14 protein-coding genes and 1 tRNA gene are annotated in these 19,170 nt (G+C 73.3%); 10 read left to right on the forward strand and 5 right to left on the reverse strand.

Annotated elements, in window-relative coordinates; all coding sequences use genetic code 11:
• Together ACQZ2A_RS10130 and ACQZ2A_RS10135 are read right to left on the reverse strand one after the other, a co-directional pair.
• Positions 1-2,020, reverse strand: a 2,020-nt coding sequence (locus ACQZ2A_RS10130; RefSeq protein ID WP_430210332.1) for an ATP-binding protein, incomplete at its 3' end; no start/stop codon positions are given.
• A 109-nt stretch (positions 2,021-2,129) separates the two neighbouring features.
• Positions 2,130-2,210, reverse strand: a tRNA-Tyr gene (locus ACQZ2A_RS10135).
• Between the two features lie 58 nt (positions 2,211-2,268).
• On the opposite strand from ACQZ2A_RS10135, the gene ACQZ2A_RS10140 reads away from it, so the two are divergent.
• From ACQZ2A_RS10140 to ACQZ2A_RS10150, 3 genes are all read left to right on the forward strand, one after another.
• Positions 2,269-2,763, forward strand: coding sequence for a YajQ family cyclic di-GMP-binding protein (locus ACQZ2A_RS10140; protein WP_430210334.1), 495 nt, complete (start codon positions 2,269-2,271; stop codon positions 2,761-2,763).
• A gap of 64 nt (positions 2,764-2,827) precedes the next feature.
• On the forward strand, positions 2,828-4,216 hold the full coding sequence (locus tag ACQZ2A_RS10145; protein ID WP_430210337.1) for a magnesium chelatase: 1,389 nt from the start codon (positions 2,828-2,830) through the stop codon (positions 4,214-4,216).
• Positions 4,209-6,233 (forward strand): VWA domain-containing protein, encoded by a 2,025-nt coding sequence (locus ACQZ2A_RS10150; RefSeq protein ID WP_430210339.1) that lies wholly within the window; start codon positions 4,209-4,211, stop codon positions 6,231-6,233. The genes ACQZ2A_RS10145 and ACQZ2A_RS10150 overlap by 8 nt, the downstream gene beginning before the upstream one ends.
• 117 nt (positions 6,234-6,350) lie before the next feature.
• Here the strand turns inward: ACQZ2A_RS10150 and ACQZ2A_RS10155 are convergent, their stop codons facing one another.
• Both ACQZ2A_RS10155 and pepN read right to left on the reverse strand, forming a co-directional pair.
• Positions 6,351-7,859, reverse strand: a complete 1,509-nt coding sequence (locus tag ACQZ2A_RS10155) for a S8 family peptidase (RefSeq protein ID WP_430210341.1) — start codon at positions 7,857-7,859, stop codon at positions 6,351-6,353.
• Positions 7,860-7,963: 104 nt separating this feature from the next.
• A complete protein-coding gene (gene pepN, locus ACQZ2A_RS10160) occupies positions 7,964-10,447 on the reverse strand; it encodes an aminopeptidase N (protein WP_430210343.1) in 2,484 nt (827 codons plus the stop codon).
• Between the two features lie 315 nt (positions 10,448-10,762).
• Between pepN and ACQZ2A_RS10165 the strand changes: the two genes are divergently transcribed.
• The 7 genes from ACQZ2A_RS10165 (at position 10,763) to ACQZ2A_RS10195 (ending at position 18,159) form a co-directional block, all read left to right on the forward strand.
• Positions 10,763-11,899: an ROK family protein gene (locus ACQZ2A_RS10165; protein ID WP_430210345.1), complete on the forward strand. Its 1,137-nt coding sequence runs from the start codon at positions 10,763-10,765 to the stop codon at positions 11,897-11,899.
• 65 nt (positions 11,900-11,964) lie between these two features.
• The gene (locus ACQZ2A_RS10170; RefSeq protein WP_430210348.1) at positions 11,965-13,317 is read left to right on the forward strand and encodes an extracellular solute-binding protein; all 1,353 of its coding nucleotides are present in this window, start codon (positions 11,965-11,967) and stop codon (positions 13,315-13,317) included.
• An 81-nt stretch (positions 13,318-13,398) separates the two neighbouring features.
• Positions 13,399-14,376, forward strand: coding sequence for a carbohydrate ABC transporter permease (locus ACQZ2A_RS10175; protein ID WP_430210350.1), 978 nt, complete (start codon positions 13,399-13,401; stop codon positions 14,374-14,376).
• Complete coding sequence (locus ACQZ2A_RS10180) at positions 14,376-15,215, forward strand: carbohydrate ABC transporter permease (RefSeq protein ID WP_430210353.1); 840 nt, start codon at positions 14,376-14,378, stop codon at positions 15,213-15,215. Before ACQZ2A_RS10175 ends, ACQZ2A_RS10180 begins: the two co-directional genes overlap by 1 nt.
• Positions 15,212-16,624, forward strand: coding sequence for a glycoside hydrolase family 3 protein (locus ACQZ2A_RS10185; protein ID WP_430210356.1), 1,413 nt, complete (start codon positions 15,212-15,214; stop codon positions 16,622-16,624). The genes ACQZ2A_RS10180 and ACQZ2A_RS10185 overlap by 4 nt, the downstream gene beginning before the upstream one ends.
• Positions 16,625-16,635: 11 nt before the next feature.
• Positions 16,636-17,427 carry a glucosamine-6-phosphate deaminase gene (locus tag ACQZ2A_RS10190; protein WP_430210358.1) on the forward strand — a complete coding sequence of 264 codons (792 nt, stop codon included), beginning with the start codon at positions 16,636-16,638 and terminating at the stop codon, positions 17,425-17,427.
• A gap of 135 nt (positions 17,428-17,562) precedes the next feature.
• Positions 17,563-18,159 (forward strand): GNAT family N-acetyltransferase, encoded by a 597-nt coding sequence (locus tag ACQZ2A_RS10195; protein ID WP_430210361.1) that lies wholly within the window; start codon positions 17,563-17,565, stop codon positions 18,157-18,159.
• An 84-nt stretch (positions 18,160-18,243) separates the two neighbouring features.
• On the opposite strand, the gene htpX is transcribed toward ACQZ2A_RS10195, so the two are convergent.
• Positions 18,244-19,131, reverse strand: coding sequence for a zinc metalloprotease HtpX (gene htpX, locus ACQZ2A_RS10200; protein WP_430210364.1), 888 nt, complete (start codon positions 19,129-19,131; stop codon positions 18,244-18,246).
• Between the last annotated feature and the right edge of the window lie 39 nt (positions 19,132-19,170).

Below are 19,170 nucleotides of genomic sequence, written 5' to 3' on the forward strand. Positions count from 1 at the left end.
CCGCGCGGCGGGCGGCCGCGGCGGGGGCCACGCGCTGCACCTCCCCCATGCCCGCCGCGAGGTCGTGTGCCCGGGCCAGGTGGGCGGCCGCGCGGGGGTCACCGCTCCGGGCGTGCACGTGGGCGAGCACGATCACCGGCTCGATGGCGTCGATGGCGGCCAGGTCCTCGCGCCGCAGGAGGGCCTCGGCCCGGGCCCGGGCCACCGGGACGTCACCCCGGTCGAGCAGGAACCGGCAGAGGATGCCCTCGAGGTAGGCCGTCCACGAGTCGAGGTCGCGGTCGACGCAGTACTCGATGCCCTCGTCGAGGTACCGCCTCGCCTCCGCGTGCCGGCGCTGGACCACGGCTGCCGACGACAGGTTGCAGTAGGCCCGCGCCGCGTGCTCGTGCAGACCGGCGGTCCGCGCCCCCTCGAGGCTCTCGAGGAGGAGCCCCTGTCCGGTGACGAGGTCCCCGGCCGTGACCTCCATCGTGCCGAGGTTGTTCAGGGCGTGAACGCGGACCTCGTCGCGGCGAGCCGCCTCGGGGAGCCGCTCGAGGACCTCGAGCGTCGTGCGCCCCCAGGTGCGGGTCCCCGCGAGGTCGCTCGCCAGCATCCGCAGCTGTGCGCGGTTGCTGTACGCCATGGCCAGCTCGACGGACGGCTCGCCGTCGAGCAGGTCGATGGCGACGTCCGCCTGCCGCTCGGCGTCCTCGCCGCGACCCGCGAACCAGCTGAGCCGGGACAGGCACCGCCAGGCGTCCCCCACCCGGACCGTCTCACCCGACGCCTCCCAGATGTCCAGGGCCTGCCGCGTGTGCTCGATGGCCTCCTCGATGCGCTCGGTGAGGTAGCACTCGTAGCCCATCGACCAGTGCAGCTCGGCCCGGTCCGGGTCCGCGAGCCGGTCGGCGTACTCGAGGGCCCGTCGGTACTGCCGCACCGCCTCCCGGTGGGCGCCGAGCTCTCCCGCCCGCGCCGCGGCCGTCGGGGCGTGGCGGAGCACGGCGTCGGCGAGCCGTGCGCCGTCGGCGTGGTGGGCGAGGACCGCCGGGTCCGCGCCGCGCGACTCGAGTGCGGCGAGGAGCCGGCGGTGCAGGTGGACCCCACGACCGACCGGGACCTCGCCGAGCACGGCCAGGCGGGCCAGCTCGTGCCGGAAGGTGACGGCACCGTCGACCTGGCGCAGCAGGCCACGGCGGACCGGCTCGTCGATCGCGTCGAGCCCGTCGGCGAGGAGCTCGGCGACCAGCTCGACCCGGGGGTGGGTTCCCGCCAGCGCGACGACCTCGAGGGCGCGCCGCTCGGGATCGGCCAGCCTCGCCACCCTGGCGAGGACGGCGTCACGGACGGTCCCGGGCACCTCGCCGGTCCCGGCCGAGAGCGCCTCGGTGACGAAGAAGGCGTTTCCCCCGGTGACCTCGTGGAGCCGGGCCGCGTCCACCGCGACACGCTCGGGGTGGGCGGCGGCGTGGCGCGCCGCCAGGGCCGCGACGGCCGGGGGCGTCAGCGCGGGCAGCTCGATGCGCCGGGTACCCGCCGCCGAGGCGGTCTCACCGAGGAGGAGCCGGAGCCCGTTGGCCGCGGAGTCCTCGGGCCGGTAGGTCACGAGCACCAGGGCGTGGCAGTCGTGGACCCGTCGGGCGACGTGCCGCACCAGGTCGAGGGTGGCCTCGTCGGCCCAGTGGGCGTCCTCGACGACGAGCAGGTACGGCCGGCGTCCGGGTGGGTCCCGCAGCACCTCGACCAGCCGCGCGAAGACGTCCTGGCGCGTCGCCCCCGGCGGCCAGACCTCGTCCGGGAGCGCGGGCAGCATCTCGACGAGCGGCCCGAGGGGCGCCGGGGTGGCGGCCCCGTCACAGCGACCGACCACCGCCCGGGCCGACCCGCGGGCGTCGGAGAGCACCTGCGCGACGAACGAGGTCTTGCCGATGCCCGCCTCGCCCGCGACGTACACCACGCGCCCGTGACCGGCCGCGGCCTCCTCGAGGTGGTCGGCCGCCGACCTCAGCTGCTCGTCGCGCTCGATGAGCGTCACGTGCCGATGCTACGACCGGCCGGTACCCGGAGTCAGCCTCCGGCGGCGGGCAGCGGAAGGGCCCCCCGGGCAGCGAGGCTGCGGTCCGGGGGGCCCTTCGTGACACGGGTGGCAGGTGAAGGATTCGAACCTTCGAAGCTTTCGCGACGGATTTACAGTCCGCTCCCATTGGCCGCTCGGGCAACCTGCCTGGTGCGCATGGAAGGATAGCAAGCCGGACCCGACCCACCGAATCGACTGGAGGACCCGTGGCGGACAGCAGCTTCGACATCGTCAGCAAGTACGACAAGCAGGAGGTCGCCAACGCCGTGAACACCGCGGCCAAGGAGCTCTCGAACCGCTACGACTTCAAGGGGGTCGGCGCCTCCGTCGAGCTCTCCGGCGAGGTCATCAAGATGGAGGCCAGCAGCGAGGAGCGCTGCAAGGCCGTCCTCGACGTCGTGGAGACGTGGCTGGTCAAGCGCGGCGTCTCGCTCAAGCACCTCGACATCCCCGAGGCCGGCCCGCGCCTCTCGGGCAAGGAGTACAAGCTCGACGTCCCGCTCAAGGAGGGCCTGACCTCCGAGAACGCCAAGAAGATCACGAAGCTGATCCGCGATGAGGGCCCCAAGAGCGTCAAGACCCAGATCCAGGGTGACGAGGTGCGCGTCACGAGCAAGTCGCGCGACGACCTGCAGGCCGTGCAGCAGCTGGTCAAGGGCGCCGACCTCGACGTCGCGCTGAGCTTCACGAACCGCCGCTGACCAGCGTCCGGGTCCTCCGGGACCGGGGCTCCCGTCCCGGAGGATCCTGACGTAGCGTGAGGCGATGAGCGCCCCACCGGCCATCTCCACCGTCGGCGAGCTGCGGGCATCCGGGCACGAGGCCCGGTCCGTGCGAGCCGAGATCCGCCACAACCTCCTCGCCGCCCTGGCGTCCGGGACCGACCCCTGGCCCGGCCTGCACGGCTTCGGGCAGACCGTCGTGCCGCAGCTCGAGCGGGCCCTGCTCGCCGGGCACGACATCGTCCTGCTCGGCGAGCGCGGGCAGGGCAAGACCCGCCTGCTGCGCAGCCTCGTCGGCCTGCTCGACGAGTGGACGCCCGTCATCGACGGCTCCGAGCTCGGTGAGCACCCGTACGAGCCCATCACCGTCGAGTCCCGCAGGCGCGCAGCCGAGCTCGGTGACGCCCTGCCGGTCGCGTGGCGGCACCGCGACGAGCGCTACTCCGAGAAGCTCGCCACCCCGGACACCAGCGTCGCCGACCTCATCGGCGACGTCGACCCGATGCGCGTGGCCGAGGGGCGCCGGCTCGGCGACCCCGAGACGATCCACTTCGGGCTCATCCCCCGCAGCCACCGCGGGGTCGTCGCCATCAACGAGCTCCCCGACCTCGCCGAGCGCATCCAGGTCGCGATGCTCAACGTCATGGAGGAGCGCGACATCCAGATCCGCGGGTACGTGCTGCGGCTGCCGCTCGACGTGCTCGTCGTGGCCTCGGCCAACCCCGAGGACTACACGAACCGCGGGCGCATCATCACCCCGCTCAAGGACCGGTTCGGCGCCGAGATCCGCACCCACTACCCCCGTGAGCTCGACGACGAGGTGGCGGTCATCCGCCAGGAGGCCGACCTCGTGGCCACCGTGCCCGACGCGCTCGTCGAGGTCGTCGCGCGCTTCACCCGTGGGCTGCGCGGCTCGAGCTCGGTCGACCAGCGCTCGGGCGTCTCGGCCCGCTTCGCCATCGCCGCGGCCGAGACCGTGGCTGCCGCGGCCCTGCACCGGGCGACGACCCAGGGCGAGCCGGAGGGGGTGGCCCGGGTCGTCGACCTCGAGGCGGCCCTCGAGGTGTTGCGCGGCAAGGTCGAGCTCGAGACCGGTGAGGAGGGCCGCGAGCGCGAGGTGCTGGGGCACCTGCTGCGCACGGCGACCGCCGAGACCGCCCGCCGGCGGCTCGGGGGCATCGACATGGCCCTGCTCGTCACCGCCATCGAGGACGGCGCGATGGTCACCACCGGCGAGTCGGTGAGCGCCCGCGCCTTCCTCGACTCGCTGCCCGTGCTGGGTGAGTCCGACCTCTACGACGAGATCGCGAGTCGGCTCGGTGCCACGGGTGACGGCGAACGGGCCAGCGCCCTCGAGCTGGCGCTCGAGGGCCTGTACCTCGCGCGGCGCATCGGCAAGGACTCCGACGGCTCGGAGACCGTGTATGGCTGAACGGGCCTCTCGGCGTTCGCGGTTCACCAGGTACGGCGGCGGGGACCCGCTCGCGCCGCCGGTCGACCTGCGTGAGGCCCTCGACGCCATCGGCGAGGACGTCATGGCCGGCTACTCCCCGGAGCGGGCGATGCGCGAGCTGCTGCGGCAGGGCACGCGCGACCAGTCCGGGCTCGACGAGCTCGCGCGCCGGGTCGCCGAGCGACGCCAGGAGCTGCTGCGGAGGCACTCGCTCGGCGGCACGCTCGACGAGGTGCGCCGGCTGCTCGACGAGGCGGTCCTCGCCGAGCGCAAGCAGCTGGCTCGCGACCTCGACGACGACGCCCGCTTCGCGGAGATGCGGATCGAGAACCTGCCACCCTCGCCCGCCGCGGCGGTCACCGAGCTGTCCGACTACTCCTGGCGCTCCTCCGACGGCCGCTCGACGTACGAGCAGATCAAGGACCTGCTGGGCCGCGAGCTGCTGGACCAGCGCTTCGCCGGCATGAAGCAGGCCCTGGAGAACGCCACCGACGAGGACCGCGCCGCCGTCGAGGAGATGCTCCGCGACCTCGGCGACCTCCTCGCCGCCCACGCCCGCGGCGACGACACGGACGAGCAGTTCCGGCAGTTCATGGAGCAGCACGGCGACTTCTTCCCGGAGAACCCGCAGTCCGTCGACGAGCTCATCGACTCCCTCGCCGCCCGGGCCGCCGCCGCCCAGCGGATGATGCAGTCGATGACGGCCGAGCAGCGCGCCGAGCTCGCCGCGCTGTCCCAGCAGGCCTTCGGCTCACCGGGGCTCATGGACCAGCTCTCCCGCCTCGACGACCTGCTGCAGGGGCTGCGCCCCGGCGAGGACTGGGGCGGGTCCGAGGACTTCCGGGGTGATCAGGGCCTCGGGCTCGGCGACGGCACCGGCGTGCTCCAGGACCTCGCCGACCTCGACGCCCTCGCCGACCAGCTCGCGCAGTCCCACCCCGGCGCACGGATGGACGACGTCGACCTCGACGCCCTGTCCCGGCAGCTCGGTGACGACGCCGCCGTCGACGCGCGCGCCCTCGCCGCCCTCGAGAAGGCGTTGCGGGACAGCGGGATGCTCACGCGTGCCTCCGACGGCTCGCTCCGCCTCTCTCCCAAGGCGATGCGCGAGCTCGGGAAGTCGCTGCTGCGCGACGTCGCCGGGCGCCTGTCGACGCGAGGCGGGCAGCGCGACACCCGCCAGGCCGGCGTGGCCGGCGAGCAGAGCGGCGCCACCCGCGCCTGGGAGTTCGGCGACACCGAGCCCTGGGACACCACGCGGACGATGACCAACGCGATCACCCGCGTCGCGTCGGAGGGCGGCGACCCGCGCGCCGGCATGCGCCTGGACATCCGCGACGTCGAGGTCACCGAGACCGAGGCCCGCACCCGCGCCGCCGTCGTCCTCCTCGTCGACACCTCGTTCTCGATGGCGATGGACGGCCGCTGGGTGCCGATGAAGCGCACCGCCCTCGCGCTGCACCAGCTCGTCTCGACCCGCTTCCGCGGCGACCACCTGCAGCTCGTCTCGTTCGCGCGGTACGCGCAGGAGATGGACATCGAGACCCTCACCGCCCTCGACGCCGAGTGGGACAAGGGCACCAACCTCCACCACGCCCTGCTCCTCGCGAACCGGCACTTCCGGCGCCACCCCAACGAGCAGCCGGTGCTGCTGGTCGTCACCGACGGCGAGCCGACCTCGCACCTCGAGCCCGGCGGCGGGGTGTTCTTCGACTACCCGCCGCACCCGCGCACGCTGGCGCTGGCGGTCCGCGAGCTCGACGCCGCCGCGAGGCTCGGGGCCCAGGTCACCTTCTTCCGGCTCGGCGAGGACCCGGGGCTCGCCCGCTTCGTCGACTCGATGGCCCGGCGCGCCGGCGGGAAGGTCGTCGCCCCCGAGCTCGGCGACCTCGGGGCGGCCGTCGTCGGCTCCTACCTCGACGGCCGCACGCCCGGGCAGGCGGCCTTCGGGTCCTACCGCGACCTCTTCGGGGGCCGCGGCTTCTGGGCCGGCTGAGCGCTCCCGGCCCGAGCCTGTCCCGGTCCCCGCGACTTATTGCGCAGAACCCACCTCGGGAGGCCGTTCCCGGCCGTCTCGAGGTGGGTTCTGGGCAATCAGTGGTGGTGCGGGGTGTCAGCTCACCGCGTCGAGGGCGTCGACCATGCCCTCACCGAAGTAGCTGTTGTTGCGGGTCGTGCCGACGCACGGCACCCCGGCGGTGGCCGCCGAGCACGCCTTGTCGTCGGCCTGCTGGCGCAGCTTTTCGATCAGCTTCGCCGGCTTCCACGTCGGGTGGGCCGACTTCATGAGCGCGAGCACACCGGCCACGTGCGGCGAGGCCATCGAGGTGCCGCTCTTGAGGCCGTAGCCGTTGTCCGCGACCACGGTCGAGAGGATGCGCGAGCCGGGGGCTGCGACGTCGATGACGCCGAGGCCGCGGTTGGAGAAGCTCGAGAGGCGGCTGCCCAGCGTGTCGACCGGGAAGCGCTCGACCGACGAGACCGTGACGACCCCGTCGAGCTCGGTGGGGATGTCCTGGCAGCCGCTGTTGATGGTCCGGGCGACGGCGGTGCTGTCGTTGGGGCTCGCGGTGTCCTGGAAGGAGGTCTTGTTCGCCAGGTCCTTGCCGGAGTTGCCGGCGGCGGCGGCGTGGACGACACCCTGCTTGGTGGACCAGGTCACCGCGCGGCGCACGGCCTCCTTGGCGGCGTGCTGGTCGGGCTGGTCGTCGCACCAGAACTCGAACGGGTCGACGAAGTAGCTGTTGTTCGTGACGTCCATCTTCTTCAGGCCCGCCTCGACGAACCCGCAGACGGCGTACTCGGGGTAGATGAACCCGTCGTCGTTGACGACCTTGACCGAGGCCAGCCGCACCTTCGGGGCGACGCCGACGATGCCGACGCCGTTGCGGGCGGCGGCGATGGTTCCCGCGACGTGGGTGCCGTGGTCACTGGTCGTGGGCTCCCAGCCGGTCTTGCTCGGGCGGCCGGAGTCGGTGCAGTTGACCGAGCTCCGCACGTCGAGGTTGGCGACGAGGTCGGGGTGGTCGGCGTCGATGCCGCTGTCCAGCACCCCGACGAGGACCTTGCGCGACCCGTCGGTGATGTCGTGGGCGTGGTCGGCCTTGATCATCTGCATGTCCCACTGCTCGACCTCGCGCGGGTCGGTGGGGACCGGCCGGCTCGAGGTCGACTCGACGTCGGTGGCCTTCCGGGTGGTCCGCGCGTCCCCGGCGACGCTGCTGCGCGCGGACGAGCCGGTGGCGGGCGCGACCTCGGAGACCGGCACGGTGCGCGTGACGCCGACCGACTCCAGGGCCTTGCCGGCGGACCGCGCGACGTCGGCGCGGAACGCGGACCGGTCGGAGTGCGCGACGACGACGCCGATCTGCGGCCACGCCTGGACGACGGTGCCGCCCGAGCGCTCCACCGCCCGGCTGACGAGCCTCGTCTGGCCGGGGTTGGCGTGCTTGGCGTTGAGGACGTAGCTGAACACCTGGCCGTCGGGGGTGGCGACGGGCACGGGGGTCGAGGGCGGCTCGGCGGTGGGCGCGGCCGAGGCGGCGCCGGTGAGCAGGGCACCGCCCACTGCGACGGCGGAGGCCGCCTCGGCGAGTCGGCGGATGGGGGCGTGACGGTTCACGGTGTTGTCCTCCTGGGTTCGGGCCTGTGGGCTCGGGAACTGCCCGGCGATCATCACCCGGGACCGGCGACCTCGCATCCCGGGGCAGCAACCGCCCGGGACTCTCAGGCGTAGCGGCGGCGGCTCGCGAGGGCCTCGCGCAGCACGTGCTCCTCGTCGAGCAGCGCGCGGCGGACCCCCGGCGAGAGGTCGTCCCGCCCGAGCATCGCGACCGACGCCTCGAGGCTCGCCTGCTCGACGATGGCCTTGGGGTGCAGGGCGACGGCCACCCGCGAGAGCGCGTCCTCGCCCATCCGCGTGCCCATGTGCGCGAGCAGGTCACCGACCCGCCCGACGTACGGACGCACCAGCGCCGGGTCCGGGGCGGCCCAGAACCCGCGCGCCAGCTCGAGGGCCGCGTAGTTCGACAGCTCGGGGTCGTCGCGCAGCATCGACCACGCCCACTCCTTGGCCCCGGCGGCCGGGCGGACGGCCCGCACGCCGAGGGCGGCCAGCCGCCCGGCGAGCGAGCGGTCGGCCTCCTCGGCGGCCGCGAGCTGCGCCTCACCGAGCGCGTCGAGCGCCGAGAGCCGGCGCAGCACGAGCCACCGGAAGTCGTCGTCACCGTCCAGGCCCGCAGGCAGGTCCTCACCGGATGCCCACCGCCCGAGCCGCTCGGTGTCGGTGCCCGTCCGGGCCCGGACGCGGGCGGCCACGAGGGCGAGGGCATCCGCTGCCGGCCCGTCGTCGCCGGCGGCCCTGTCGGCGAGGACGTCGGCCGCGGCGGCGAGCCGCTCGAGGGCCTCCTCGCGCTCCTCGGGCGGCAGGAACAGCGGGACGACCGAGCTCGTCACCGCGAGCGGGACGCGGGTGAGGACGGCGGCGTCGTCCTCACACGGCCACGCGGCCTCGACGACGTCGACGACGAGGCGGGGGTCGACCTCGGCCCGGTGCATGCCGCCGAGCAGCGAGGTCCAGACGACCGCGCGTGCCATCGGGTCGGGGACGTCGGCGAGCCCGCCGACCAGGCCGGCCGTGGTCTCCGCGTCGAGGGCGACCTCGGCCCACGTGAGGTCGCGGGCGTTCGGCACGACGAGGACGTCGGGACGCAGGTCGGCGACACCCGGGACGACGGCGGCCTCGCCGTCGAGGACGACGACCTCGCGCAGCACCTCGTCATCACCGTCGAAGGCGGCGACATCGAGCGTGTGCGGACGCGAGGCAGGCTGTGCCGCAGGCGTGGTGCGCGTCAGCCGACCGCTGCGGTCGATGGCGAGGCGGTCGGCGCCGGCGGTGCGCAGCCAGGCCTGCGACCAGTCGCCCAGGTCGTGGCCGGCCGCGCGCCCCATCGCGTCGAGGAACTCGGACAGCTCGCCGTTGCCGAACGCGTGCCGCTCGAGGTGGTCGCGGACGCCGGCGAGGAAGGCCTCGTCGCCGATGTGGGCGATGAGCTGCCGGAGCACCGACGCGCCCTTGGCGTAGGAGATGCCGTCGAAGTTCTGCAGCGCCGAGAGCGCATCCGGCGCAGGCGAACCCGCGACGGGGTGGGTGCTCGGGGAGCGCTCGGCCGCGTACCCCCACAGCTTGCGCACCATGCCGAACTCCACCCACGCCTCGTCCGCGCCGAGCGCCTCGGTGGAGGTCCGGTAGGCCATGTACTCGGCGAAGGACTCGTTGAGCCAGAGGTCGTCCCACCAGCGCATCGTCACGAGGTCGCCGAACCACATGTGCGCCATCTCGTGCGCGATGGTGTTGTCGCGCTCGAGCACCTGGTCCGGGGTGGCGGCGCCGCGGAAGACGTAGGTGTCGCGGAACGTCACACAGCCGGGGTTCTCCATGGCGCCGGCGTTGAACTCGGGCACGAAGACCTGGTGGTACTCGCCGAACGGGTACCGGATGTCGAACATCCGGTGGTAGTGGTCGAAGCACGCGCGGGTGGTCTCGAGCATGGCGTCCGCCTGCTCGCGCAGCGGGCCCTCGAGCGAGCGGCGGGCGTGGACGCCGAGGCGGATGCCGTCGTGCTCGGCGGTGACCGATGCCCACGGCCCGGCGCAGACGGTGACGAAGTAGCTCGCGAGCGGCCGGGTGGTGGCGAGCCGCCACTCCCGGGACGAGACCTGCTGCGCCGCACCGTTGCCGACCACGCTCCAGTGCTCGGGCACGCTCACGCCGACCGAGTACGGCGCCTTGAGGTCGGGCTGGTCGAAGCAGGCGAAGACGCGCGGCGCGGCATCGAGGAAGAGGTGCCCGTAGACGTAGTCCTCGTCGTCGGCCGGGTCGGTGGAGCGGTGCAGGCCCTGTCCGTCGTGGCCGAAGGCCATCGTCGCGTCGACCTCGAGGACGTTCTCGGCGGCGAGGTCGGGCAGCGGCAGCCGGCCGTCCTCGAGGCGCTCGACCGCGAGGGGGCGGCCGTTCAGGGTGGCCGAGTGGAGCGTGACGGGGCGGACGTCGACGAAGGTCGAGGCGCCGGGCTCGCCGCAGGAGAACCGGATGGTGGTGCGGCTCCCGAACTCCTCGGCGCCGCGGTCCAGGTCGAGGTCGACCTCCATCGCGTCCACGGTCAGCAGGGCGGCGCGGGTCACGGCCTCGGCGCGGGTGAGGGAGGGCATGGGGCCAGCCAACCAGACCGGCGCCCCGGGCCGCGGGCGCGGCGGCGGGCGGTCTCGGCCGCGCACGGTTGGGGATAGCCGCACCGGTGCCGGGGCGCGACGCCGGGGCCGGGGTGCGTCGCCGGGGTGCCGTAGCGCACCGGCGCGACGAGGTGACACCGGCGACGCGAAGTCCCACCGGCGAACGGGGGCTGGACACCATCATCAGTGGTGCCCAACCACCTCGGCACGTCGGCACTCCCGCTTCCTCGAAAGGTCACGAATCGGTCACGGCCTCTTGCCGAATGTTTAGTTAGTACACTTTACTAACTTGGCATGAGCCCCACACCACGCCGGGTCAGCACGTCGACGGCGGTCCTGCCCGCCGACGGGCGACGCCAGAACCTCTCGCTGGTGCTCCAGACCCTGCGCCGGCTCGGCCCGACCTCCCGGGCCCAGCTGGCCCGCGAGGTCGGCGTCACCAAGGTGACGATGTCCGACCTCGTCGCCGAGCTGATCGGCGAGGGCCGGGTGCGCGACGTCGGCACGGCGGAGCAGGCCGGCCCCGGCAAGCCGGCGACGCTCGTGGACCTCGACCGCACCGGGCTGCTCACGGTGGCGGTGGACCTGTCCGTGCCCGCCCGGCTGCAGGCCGCGGTGCTCGACGTGACCGGCGAGGTGCTGCATCGCGAGGAGCGGCCGACCACCGCCGACGCCGCGGCCGGCCGGGGCCTGGACCCCGCGGTCGTCGCCGACCTCGCCCGCTCGGTGCTCGCGTCCGCCGCCCACCCCGTGCTGGGCATCGGCATCGGCACCCCCGGGCTCGTCGGTCCGGGCGGCACGGTGCGCACCGCCCCGAACCTCGGCTGGACCGATGTGCCGCTGCGCGACCTCGTGGCCGGGGCGACGGGGGTCCCCGTGCTCGTGACCAACGACTCCGACGCCGCCACGCAGGCCGAGCTGAGCGCCTCCCCCGGCAGCCAGGACCTGGTCCTCGTGCAGGTCGGGCGCGGTGTCGGCTGCGGCGTGGTCAGCGGCGGACGGCTCGTGCGGGGTGCCCACCACGCCGCCGGCGAGATCGGCCACGTCACCGTCGGCACCGACGGCGGCGAGACCTGCTCGTGCGGCCGGCAGGGCTGCCTCGAGACCTGGCTCTCCGTCCCGCGGCTGCGCGCCGCCCTGGACACGGGCCATGACCCCGCGGCTCCCGACGGCCCCGTCGACGTGGGCGGCCACCGCCTCGCCGTGGCCATCGCGCCCCTCGTGGCGGCGCTCGACCTCTCCGAGGTCGTCCTCGCCGGTCCGCCCGACCTCCTCGAACCCGTCGTCCCCGTCGTGGCCCGCAGCCTCTCCGAGCGCCTGCTGCCGAGCCTCGACACCCCCCTCACCGTCCGCCTCGCCACGTTCCCGGAGGACATCGTCCTGCGTGGCGCGGCGGCACTGGTCCTCTGGGACCGCCTCGGGGTCGTCTGACCCCACCGCACCCGGGTGCACCCAGGGGGCCCATCCGCCCCGCGACCCATCGAAAGGAACCCGAGATGAATCGGCGCCTCCCCCTCGTCCTCGTGACGAGTGCGGCTCTCGCCCTGACGGCCTGCGCGAACGGCGGCGGGTCGGACGAGCCGGCGGCCACGAACACGGCCGACAACGCCGGCAAGACGGTCACCCTCTGGCTGGCCGGTGGTGACACCCCCGACGAGCTGCGGACCTACCTCAAGGACACCTTCAAGGCCAAGACCGGTGCGACGCTGCAGATCGAGGAGCAGGCCTGGCCCGACCTCGTGACCAAGCTGACCACCGCCCTGCCGGACGCCGCGAACACCCCCGACGTCGTCGAGCTCGGCAACACCCAGAGCCCGACCTTCACCAACGTCGGCGCCTTCCTCGACATCTCCGACATGTACGACGAGCTCGGTGGCAGCAAGCTGCTCAACTCGTTCGTCGAGGCCGGGTCCGTGGACGGCAAGAAGTACGCGCTCCCCTACTACTTCGGCTCGCGGTACATGTTCTACCGCAAGGACGTCTGGAAGAAGGCGGGCGTCGAGGTGCCCACTTCGCTCGAGCAGTTCAACAGCGACGTCCAGAAGATCGCGACGGAGAACCCGGACCAGATCAAGAACTTCTCCGGCTTCTTCATCGGCGGCCAGGACTGGCGCAACGGCATCTCGTGGGTCTTCGCCAACGGCGGCGACCTGGCCAAGAAGGAGGGCGGGAAGTGGGTCTCGACCCTGTCCGACCCCAACACGGTCAAGGGCCTGCAGCAGCTCCAGCAGATCCAGCGCGCGGCGAGCAAGGCGCCGTCCGACGCCAAGGACCAGTCGCCGTGGCTCTACATCAACGACTCCGACACGATCCTCGACGACTCGGGCAAGGCCGCCGGGAAGACCTCCCTGGCGGCGGCGACCATCATGGCGCCGGGCTGGGCGCACTGGTCGATCGGTGACCTCACGAAGAAGGACGGCAAGGACGTCCGGACCTGGAACGACGACACCTTCGGCGTGTTCGCGCTCCCGGGTGTCGACGGCAAGCCGGCCCCCGTGTTCGCAGGCGGCTCGAACATCGCCATCTCGGCCAAGAGCAAGAACCCCGCGCTGGCCAAGGAGCTGATGAAGATCGTCTTCTCGCCGGAGTACCAGCAGAAGCTCGGTGGCGCCGGCCTCGGCCCGGCGAACGCGGACTACGTCTCCTCGCTCGGCGACGACGCGTTCGCCAAGGCGCTCGTCGAGTCGGCCTCGAACTCCAAGCTCACGCCGGCCGCGCCGGGCTGGGCCGCGGTCGAGTCCGCCCAGGTGCTCGAGGAGTTCTTCGGCAAGCTCCGCGACACCGACGACCTCGCCGGACTCGCGAAGCAGTACGACGACAAGATCACGCCGATGCTCAACCTCTCGTGACGCGAGGGTGACCCACCTCCCCGGCGCCGGGTGCTCTCGCCCCGGCGCCGGGGACCCCCACGCACCAGCGAAGGACCCACGATGACGTCGCGCACCACCGCCCCGCCGGCCGGCACGGCCCCCGTCCCGGTCGTCCCCGCGCCGGCACCACCGACCCGCCGGGCGCCGCGCCGCCGGGCCGGGCGGGGCCTGCCCCTCCTCCTCGTGCTGCCGACGCTCGTCCTCCTCGTCGTCGCGCTCGGCTACCCGATCGGCTGGCAGCTCGTGACCAGCCTGCGGAAGTTCGGCCTCCAGCAACAGTTCGGCGCCCCACCGGAGTGGGTCGGCCTCGACAACTACGTCGCCCTCGTCACCGACCCGACGCTCTGGGCGGTGGTCGTCCGGTCCGTGGCGTTCTGCCTCGTCACCGCGTTCGTCACGGTCGCCGTCGGCGGCGGCGTGGCGGTGCTGATGAACGCCGTCGGACGCTGGGCGCGCCTCGTCCTGCAGGTCTCGCTCCTGCTGGCGTGGGCCATGCCCGTCGTCGCCGCGATGACGGTCTGGATCTGGATCGTCGACTGGCGCCGGGGGCTGCTCAACTGGCTGCTCGTGAACGTGGGGGTCGACGGCGCCGGCGGGCACAACTGGCTCGCGGAGCCGATCTCGTTCTTCGTCGTCGCCTCCGCCGTCGTCGTGTGGATGAGCGTGCCGTTCGTCGCCCTCAGCATCTACGCCGGTCTGACGCAGGTCAGCACCGAGGTGGTGGAGGCCTCGATGCTCGACGGCGCCGGCGGCTGGCAGCGGCTGCGCTACATCTACGCGCCGCTGGTCGCCCCGGTGCTCTCCATCGTCATCCTGCTCCAGATCATCTGGGACCTGCGGGTGTTCACCCAGGTCAAGCTGCTGCAGGACGCCGGGTCGGTCGCCAACGAGACCAACCTGCTCGGCACGTACGTCTACCAGCTGGGGACGGGCAAGGGGGACTTCGGCACCGCCAGCGCCGTCAGCGTCCTCATGCTCCTCCTCACCGTCGCCCTCAGCTGGCGCTACGTCCGCTCGCTGCTCGCCCAGGAGTCCTGATGCCCCGCTCCCGCACCTCGCGCGTGGTCCTCACCGCGCTGGCCCTGCTCGTGTCGGCCGTCTGGGCCTTCCCCGTGTACTGGATGCTCAACTCCGCGTTCCTGCCCAACGTCGTGCTCCAGTCCACGACACCGACCTTCGTGCCGTTCGGCGGGTCGTTCGACAACTTCGGCGTCGTCGTGGGCGATCCGGCCTTCGGCCGCGCCCTCGCGGTGTCGCTCGTCGTCACGCTCACGACGGTGGTCGCGGCCCTGGCGGTGGCCTTCCTCGGGGCGCTGGCCGTCAGCCGCTTCCGCTTCCGCGGACGGACCTCCTTCGTCCTGGCGCTGCTCTTCATCCAGATGCTCCCCGCCGAGGGGCTGTTCATCGCGCAGTACAAGATGATGTCCGAGCTCGGGCTGCTCAACCGCTCGCTGGCGCTGGCCGTCCTCTACACGGCCGCGGTGGTCCCCTTCACGATCTGGATGCTGCGTGGCTTCGTCGCCGGCGTCCCCGCCGAGCTCGAGGAGGCGGCGATGGTCGACGGCCTCTCGCGGACCCAGGCCTTCCTGCGGATCACGTTCCCGCTGTTGGCTCCCGGCCTCGTCGCCTCGGGGGTCTACGCGTTCCTCCAGGCCTGGAACGAGTTCACCGTCGCCCTCGTCGTCATGACCGAGGAGCAGTCGCGCACCCTGCCCCTGTGGCTGCGTGGCTTCGTCCAGGCCAGCGCCAGCCGCGAGACCGACTGGGGACAGGTGATGGCCGCCTCGACCCTCGTCGCCCTGCCCGTCATCGTCTTCTTCCTCGTCGTCCAGGGCCGGATGAGCAGCGGGCTCGTCGGCGGGGCGGTCAAGGGATGAGCCTCGAGGCCGACGTCCTCGCCACCCTCCAGCCCGGCTTCGTCGGCACCGAGGTCCCGTCGTGGCTGCGCGACGCGCACACCGCAGGACTGGTGTCGGTGTGCCTCTACGGCGACAACATCGGGCCCGACGGCGGTGTCGCAGAAGCCTGCTCGGCCCTGCTGCGCGACCTCCCGGGCGTGCTGCTCGCGGCCGACGAGGAGGGCGGCGACGTCACCCGCCTGCACTACCCCGGCGGCTCGACGACGGTCGGCAACGGCGTGCTCGGACGGGTCGACGACGTCGAGGTGACCCGTGGGGCCGCGCGCGCGGTGGGCGGGGAGCTGGCCGCCCTCGGCATCGGGCTCGACCTCGCCCCGGTCGTCGACGTGAACTCCTCGCCGGAGAACCCGGTCATCGGCGTCCGCTCCTTCGGCGACGACCCCGAGGTCGTCGCGCGGCACACGGCCGCGTGGGTGGAGGGGTTGCAGGACACCGGCGTCACCGCGTGCGCCAAGCACTTCCCCGGGCACGGCGACACCGTCACCGACTCGCACCACGCGCTCCCCCGGGTGGACGTCCCGCTGGAGGTCCTGCGCGCCCGCGAGCTCGTCCCCTTCAGGGCGGCCGTCGAGGCCGGCGTCGAGTGCGTCATGACCTCGCACATCCTCGTCACCGCGCTCGATGCCGACCGTCCGGCCACGTTCTCCCCCAGCGTCATCGGGATGCTGCGTGACGAGCTCGGTTTCCAGGGAGTGCTCGTCAGCGACGCGCTCGACATGGCCGGGGCCTCGGCGGAGACGGGCATCCCCGAGGCCGCCGTGCGTGCCCTCGCCGCCGGGGTCGACCTCCTGTGCCTCGGGTCGGCGACGGGCGAGGCGCTGCTCACCGAGGTGCGCGACGGCGTCCTCGCCGCGGTCCGCGAGGGACTGCTGCCGGAGCAGCGGGTGGCCGAGGCCGCCGCCCGCGTGCGCCGGCTGGCCCGCCGGACGCTGCGCCCGCCGACGTCGCCCCCGGCACGGCCCGTCGACGACGACGCCGTGGCCGGTGCGTTCACGCTGACCGACGCGGCCCGCCGCTTCGTCGCCTCGCCACGGCCGCTGGCCGTCGTCCAGGTCGGCTCGCGGGCCAACCTCGCGGTCGGGGCCGTGGCGTGGGGTCCGGCCGCGCTCGGCGCGACGGTCGACGAGGCCGAGGTCCCCGAGGGCGCACGGGTCGCCGTGGTCGCCCGCTCCGCCGCGGCTGACCACCCCGCCCACGAGGTGGTCGCCCGGCTGCGCGCGGGCGGCCACGAGACCGTCCTCGTCGACTGCGGATGGCCGCGCGGGGGTGCCGACGTCGTCACGTGGGGCGCCTCTCCTGCCGTGGCGCGGGTCCTGGTGGCGGTCCTCGGAGGGTCCGTGCCGCCGCCCGCCGTGGCCCCGGCCTAGGCTGGCTCGCGATGGAGATCCTCGTCAGCCCCGGTCCGGAGGAGACCGCCGCCCGCGCGGCCGAGGCGGTGCTCGCGGCGTGGCCCACCGACACCTCGCACGGCACCCCGGTGCTCGGCCTGGCCACCGGCTCCTCGCCGCTCGGCCTGTACCGCGAGCTCGGCCGCGCCGTCGCCGAGGGGCGGGCGGACTTCTCGCACACCCACGGTGTCGCGCTGGACGAGTACGTGGGACTTCCGCCGGGTCATCCGGAGGGCTACCGGCAGGTGCTGCTGCGCGAGGTGTGCGACGTCGTCGGCCTCGCCCCCGAGCGGCTCGAGGTGCCGGACGGCTCACGCGCGGACGCCGCCTCGCTCGCCGCCGCGGCCTCCGCGTACGAGCAGCGCATCCGCGACCTCGGCGGCGTCGACGTGCAGGTCCTGGGGATCGGCGCCAACGGCCACCTCGGCTTCAACGAGCCCGGGTCCGCGTTCGCCTCGCGCACCCGCGTCAAGCGGCTGTCGGCCCGCACCCGCCGCGACAACGCCCGCTTCTTCCACGACCTCGACGACGTGCCCACGCACTGCCTCACGCAGGGGCTGGGCACCATCCTCGATGCCCGCCGGCTCGTGCTCGTGGCCACCGGGGACGCCAAGGCCGAGGCCGTCGCCGCCGCGCTCGAGGGGCCGCTCACCGCCTCCGTGCCGGCGTCGGTGCTGCAGTGGCACCCCGACACCGTGGTCTGCCTCGACGAGGCCGCGGCCGCCGGGCTCCGGAACCGCCAGTACTACGACGACTCCGCCGCCGGCCTCCCCACCCCCTGACCTCGCCCCTCCCTCGAACGTGGGTGAAAACCGTCGGTATGCCGAAGGATTTCACCCGCGTTCGCGGTGAGGCGCCGCGCGACGGGGCTTCGATGCGGACGCGTTCCGTCCGGATCCGGTCGTAGCGTGCCGGGCATGGTCGACGTCGACACCTCCAGCCTCATCGTCCGTCCGCTCGGACCCGACACCTGGCCGGCCTGGGAGGCCCTCGCCGCGCGCCACAACGGCGTCTTCGGCGGCTGCTGGTGCACCTGGTTCCACACGATGGTCTCGGAGAAGCCGCGCGACGCGGACGCCAACCACGCGCTCAAGGAGCAGTGGGTGCTCGCCGGCCGCTCGCACGCCGCGGTCGTCTTCGACGGTGACGAGGCGGTGGCCTGGGCCCAGTACGGGCCGCCCGCCGAGCTGCCGAACATCCGGCACCGCAAGGAGTACGAGGAGGGGCTGGTCAGCCCGCCCGACTACCGCGTCACGTGCTTCTTCGTCGACCGCCGGTTCCGCCGCCACGGCGTGGCCGAGGTCGCGCTGCGGGGCGTCGTCGACCTCGTCGCACAGTCCGGTGGTGGTGTGCTGGAGGGCTACCCCCACGACCTCACGGGCTCGACGAAGAAGGTCTCCTCGAGCTTCCTCTACTCCACGACCCGCTCGATGTTCGAGCGGGTCGGCTTCGAGCTGGAGCGCACCAAGGGCGAGAAGAACACCGTGATGCGGCTCGTGGTCCCTCCCGCCTGACCCCGTCGAAGGTACAGAACACGCCGCCTGCACGAGGTGCGAGACGGCGTGTTCTGTACTTTCGACGGGTTGGTCGGAAGCGCGTCAGCTCGGGTTGATGCGGTGCCCGTAGGCCATCTGCTCGAGCCGGGCGATGCGCTCGGCCATCGGCGGGTGGGTCGACATCATCCGCGAGACGTCCTGGGCGCGGAACGGGTTGGCGATCATCATGTGGCTGGCGTTGACGACCTGCTGCGTCGGCGCGAGCGGCGCCCGGGCCACACCGAGCTCGAGCTTCTTGAGGGCGCTCGCGAGCGCCAGCGGGTCGCCGGTGAGCGTGGCGCCGTCCTCGTCGGCGTCGTACTCGCGGGTGCGCGAGATGGCCATCTGCACGAACACCGCCGCGATGGGGGCGAGCAGCGCGAGGGCGAGCCCCGCGATCGGGTTGCGGTCCTCGTCGTTGCCGCCGCCGAAGAGGGCGCCGAAGGCGAGGAACTGGCCGATCGAGGAGATGACGCCGGCGATGGCGGCCGCTACCGAGCCGGTGAGGATGTCGCGGTTGTAGACGTGCATCAGCTCGTGGCCGAGGACCCCGCGCAGCTCGCGCTCGTCGAGCAGCCCGAGGATGCCCTCGGTGCAGCAGACGGCGGCGTTCTCGGGGTTGCGGCCGGTGGCGAAGGCGTTGGGGGCCTGGGTGGGCGAGACGTAGAGGCGGGGCATCGGCTTGCCGGCGCGCGTCGAGAGCTCGCTGACGATGCGGTACATCGCCGGGGCCTGCGCCTCGGTGACGGGGTACGCGTGCATCGCCTTGATGGCCAGCTTGTCGGAGTTCCAGTACCCGTACGCGGTGGTGCCGAGGCCGATGAGGGCGAACACGAGGATGAAGATGCTGCTGCCCGTGCCCTGCGCGACCATGTAGCCGATCGCGAGCAGGATGGCCCACAGGCCGCCCAGCAGCGCGGCGGTCTTCAGGCCGTTGAAGTGGTTGTGCATGCCGGGTCAACGCCTCCGGTCCCGCTGGCGTTCCACCAC

The sequence above is a fragment of the Phycicoccus avicenniae genome (assembly GCF_050496545.1).
GTDB lineage: Bacteria > Actinomycetota > Actinomycetes > Actinomycetales > Dermatophilaceae > Phycicoccus > Phycicoccus avicenniae_A.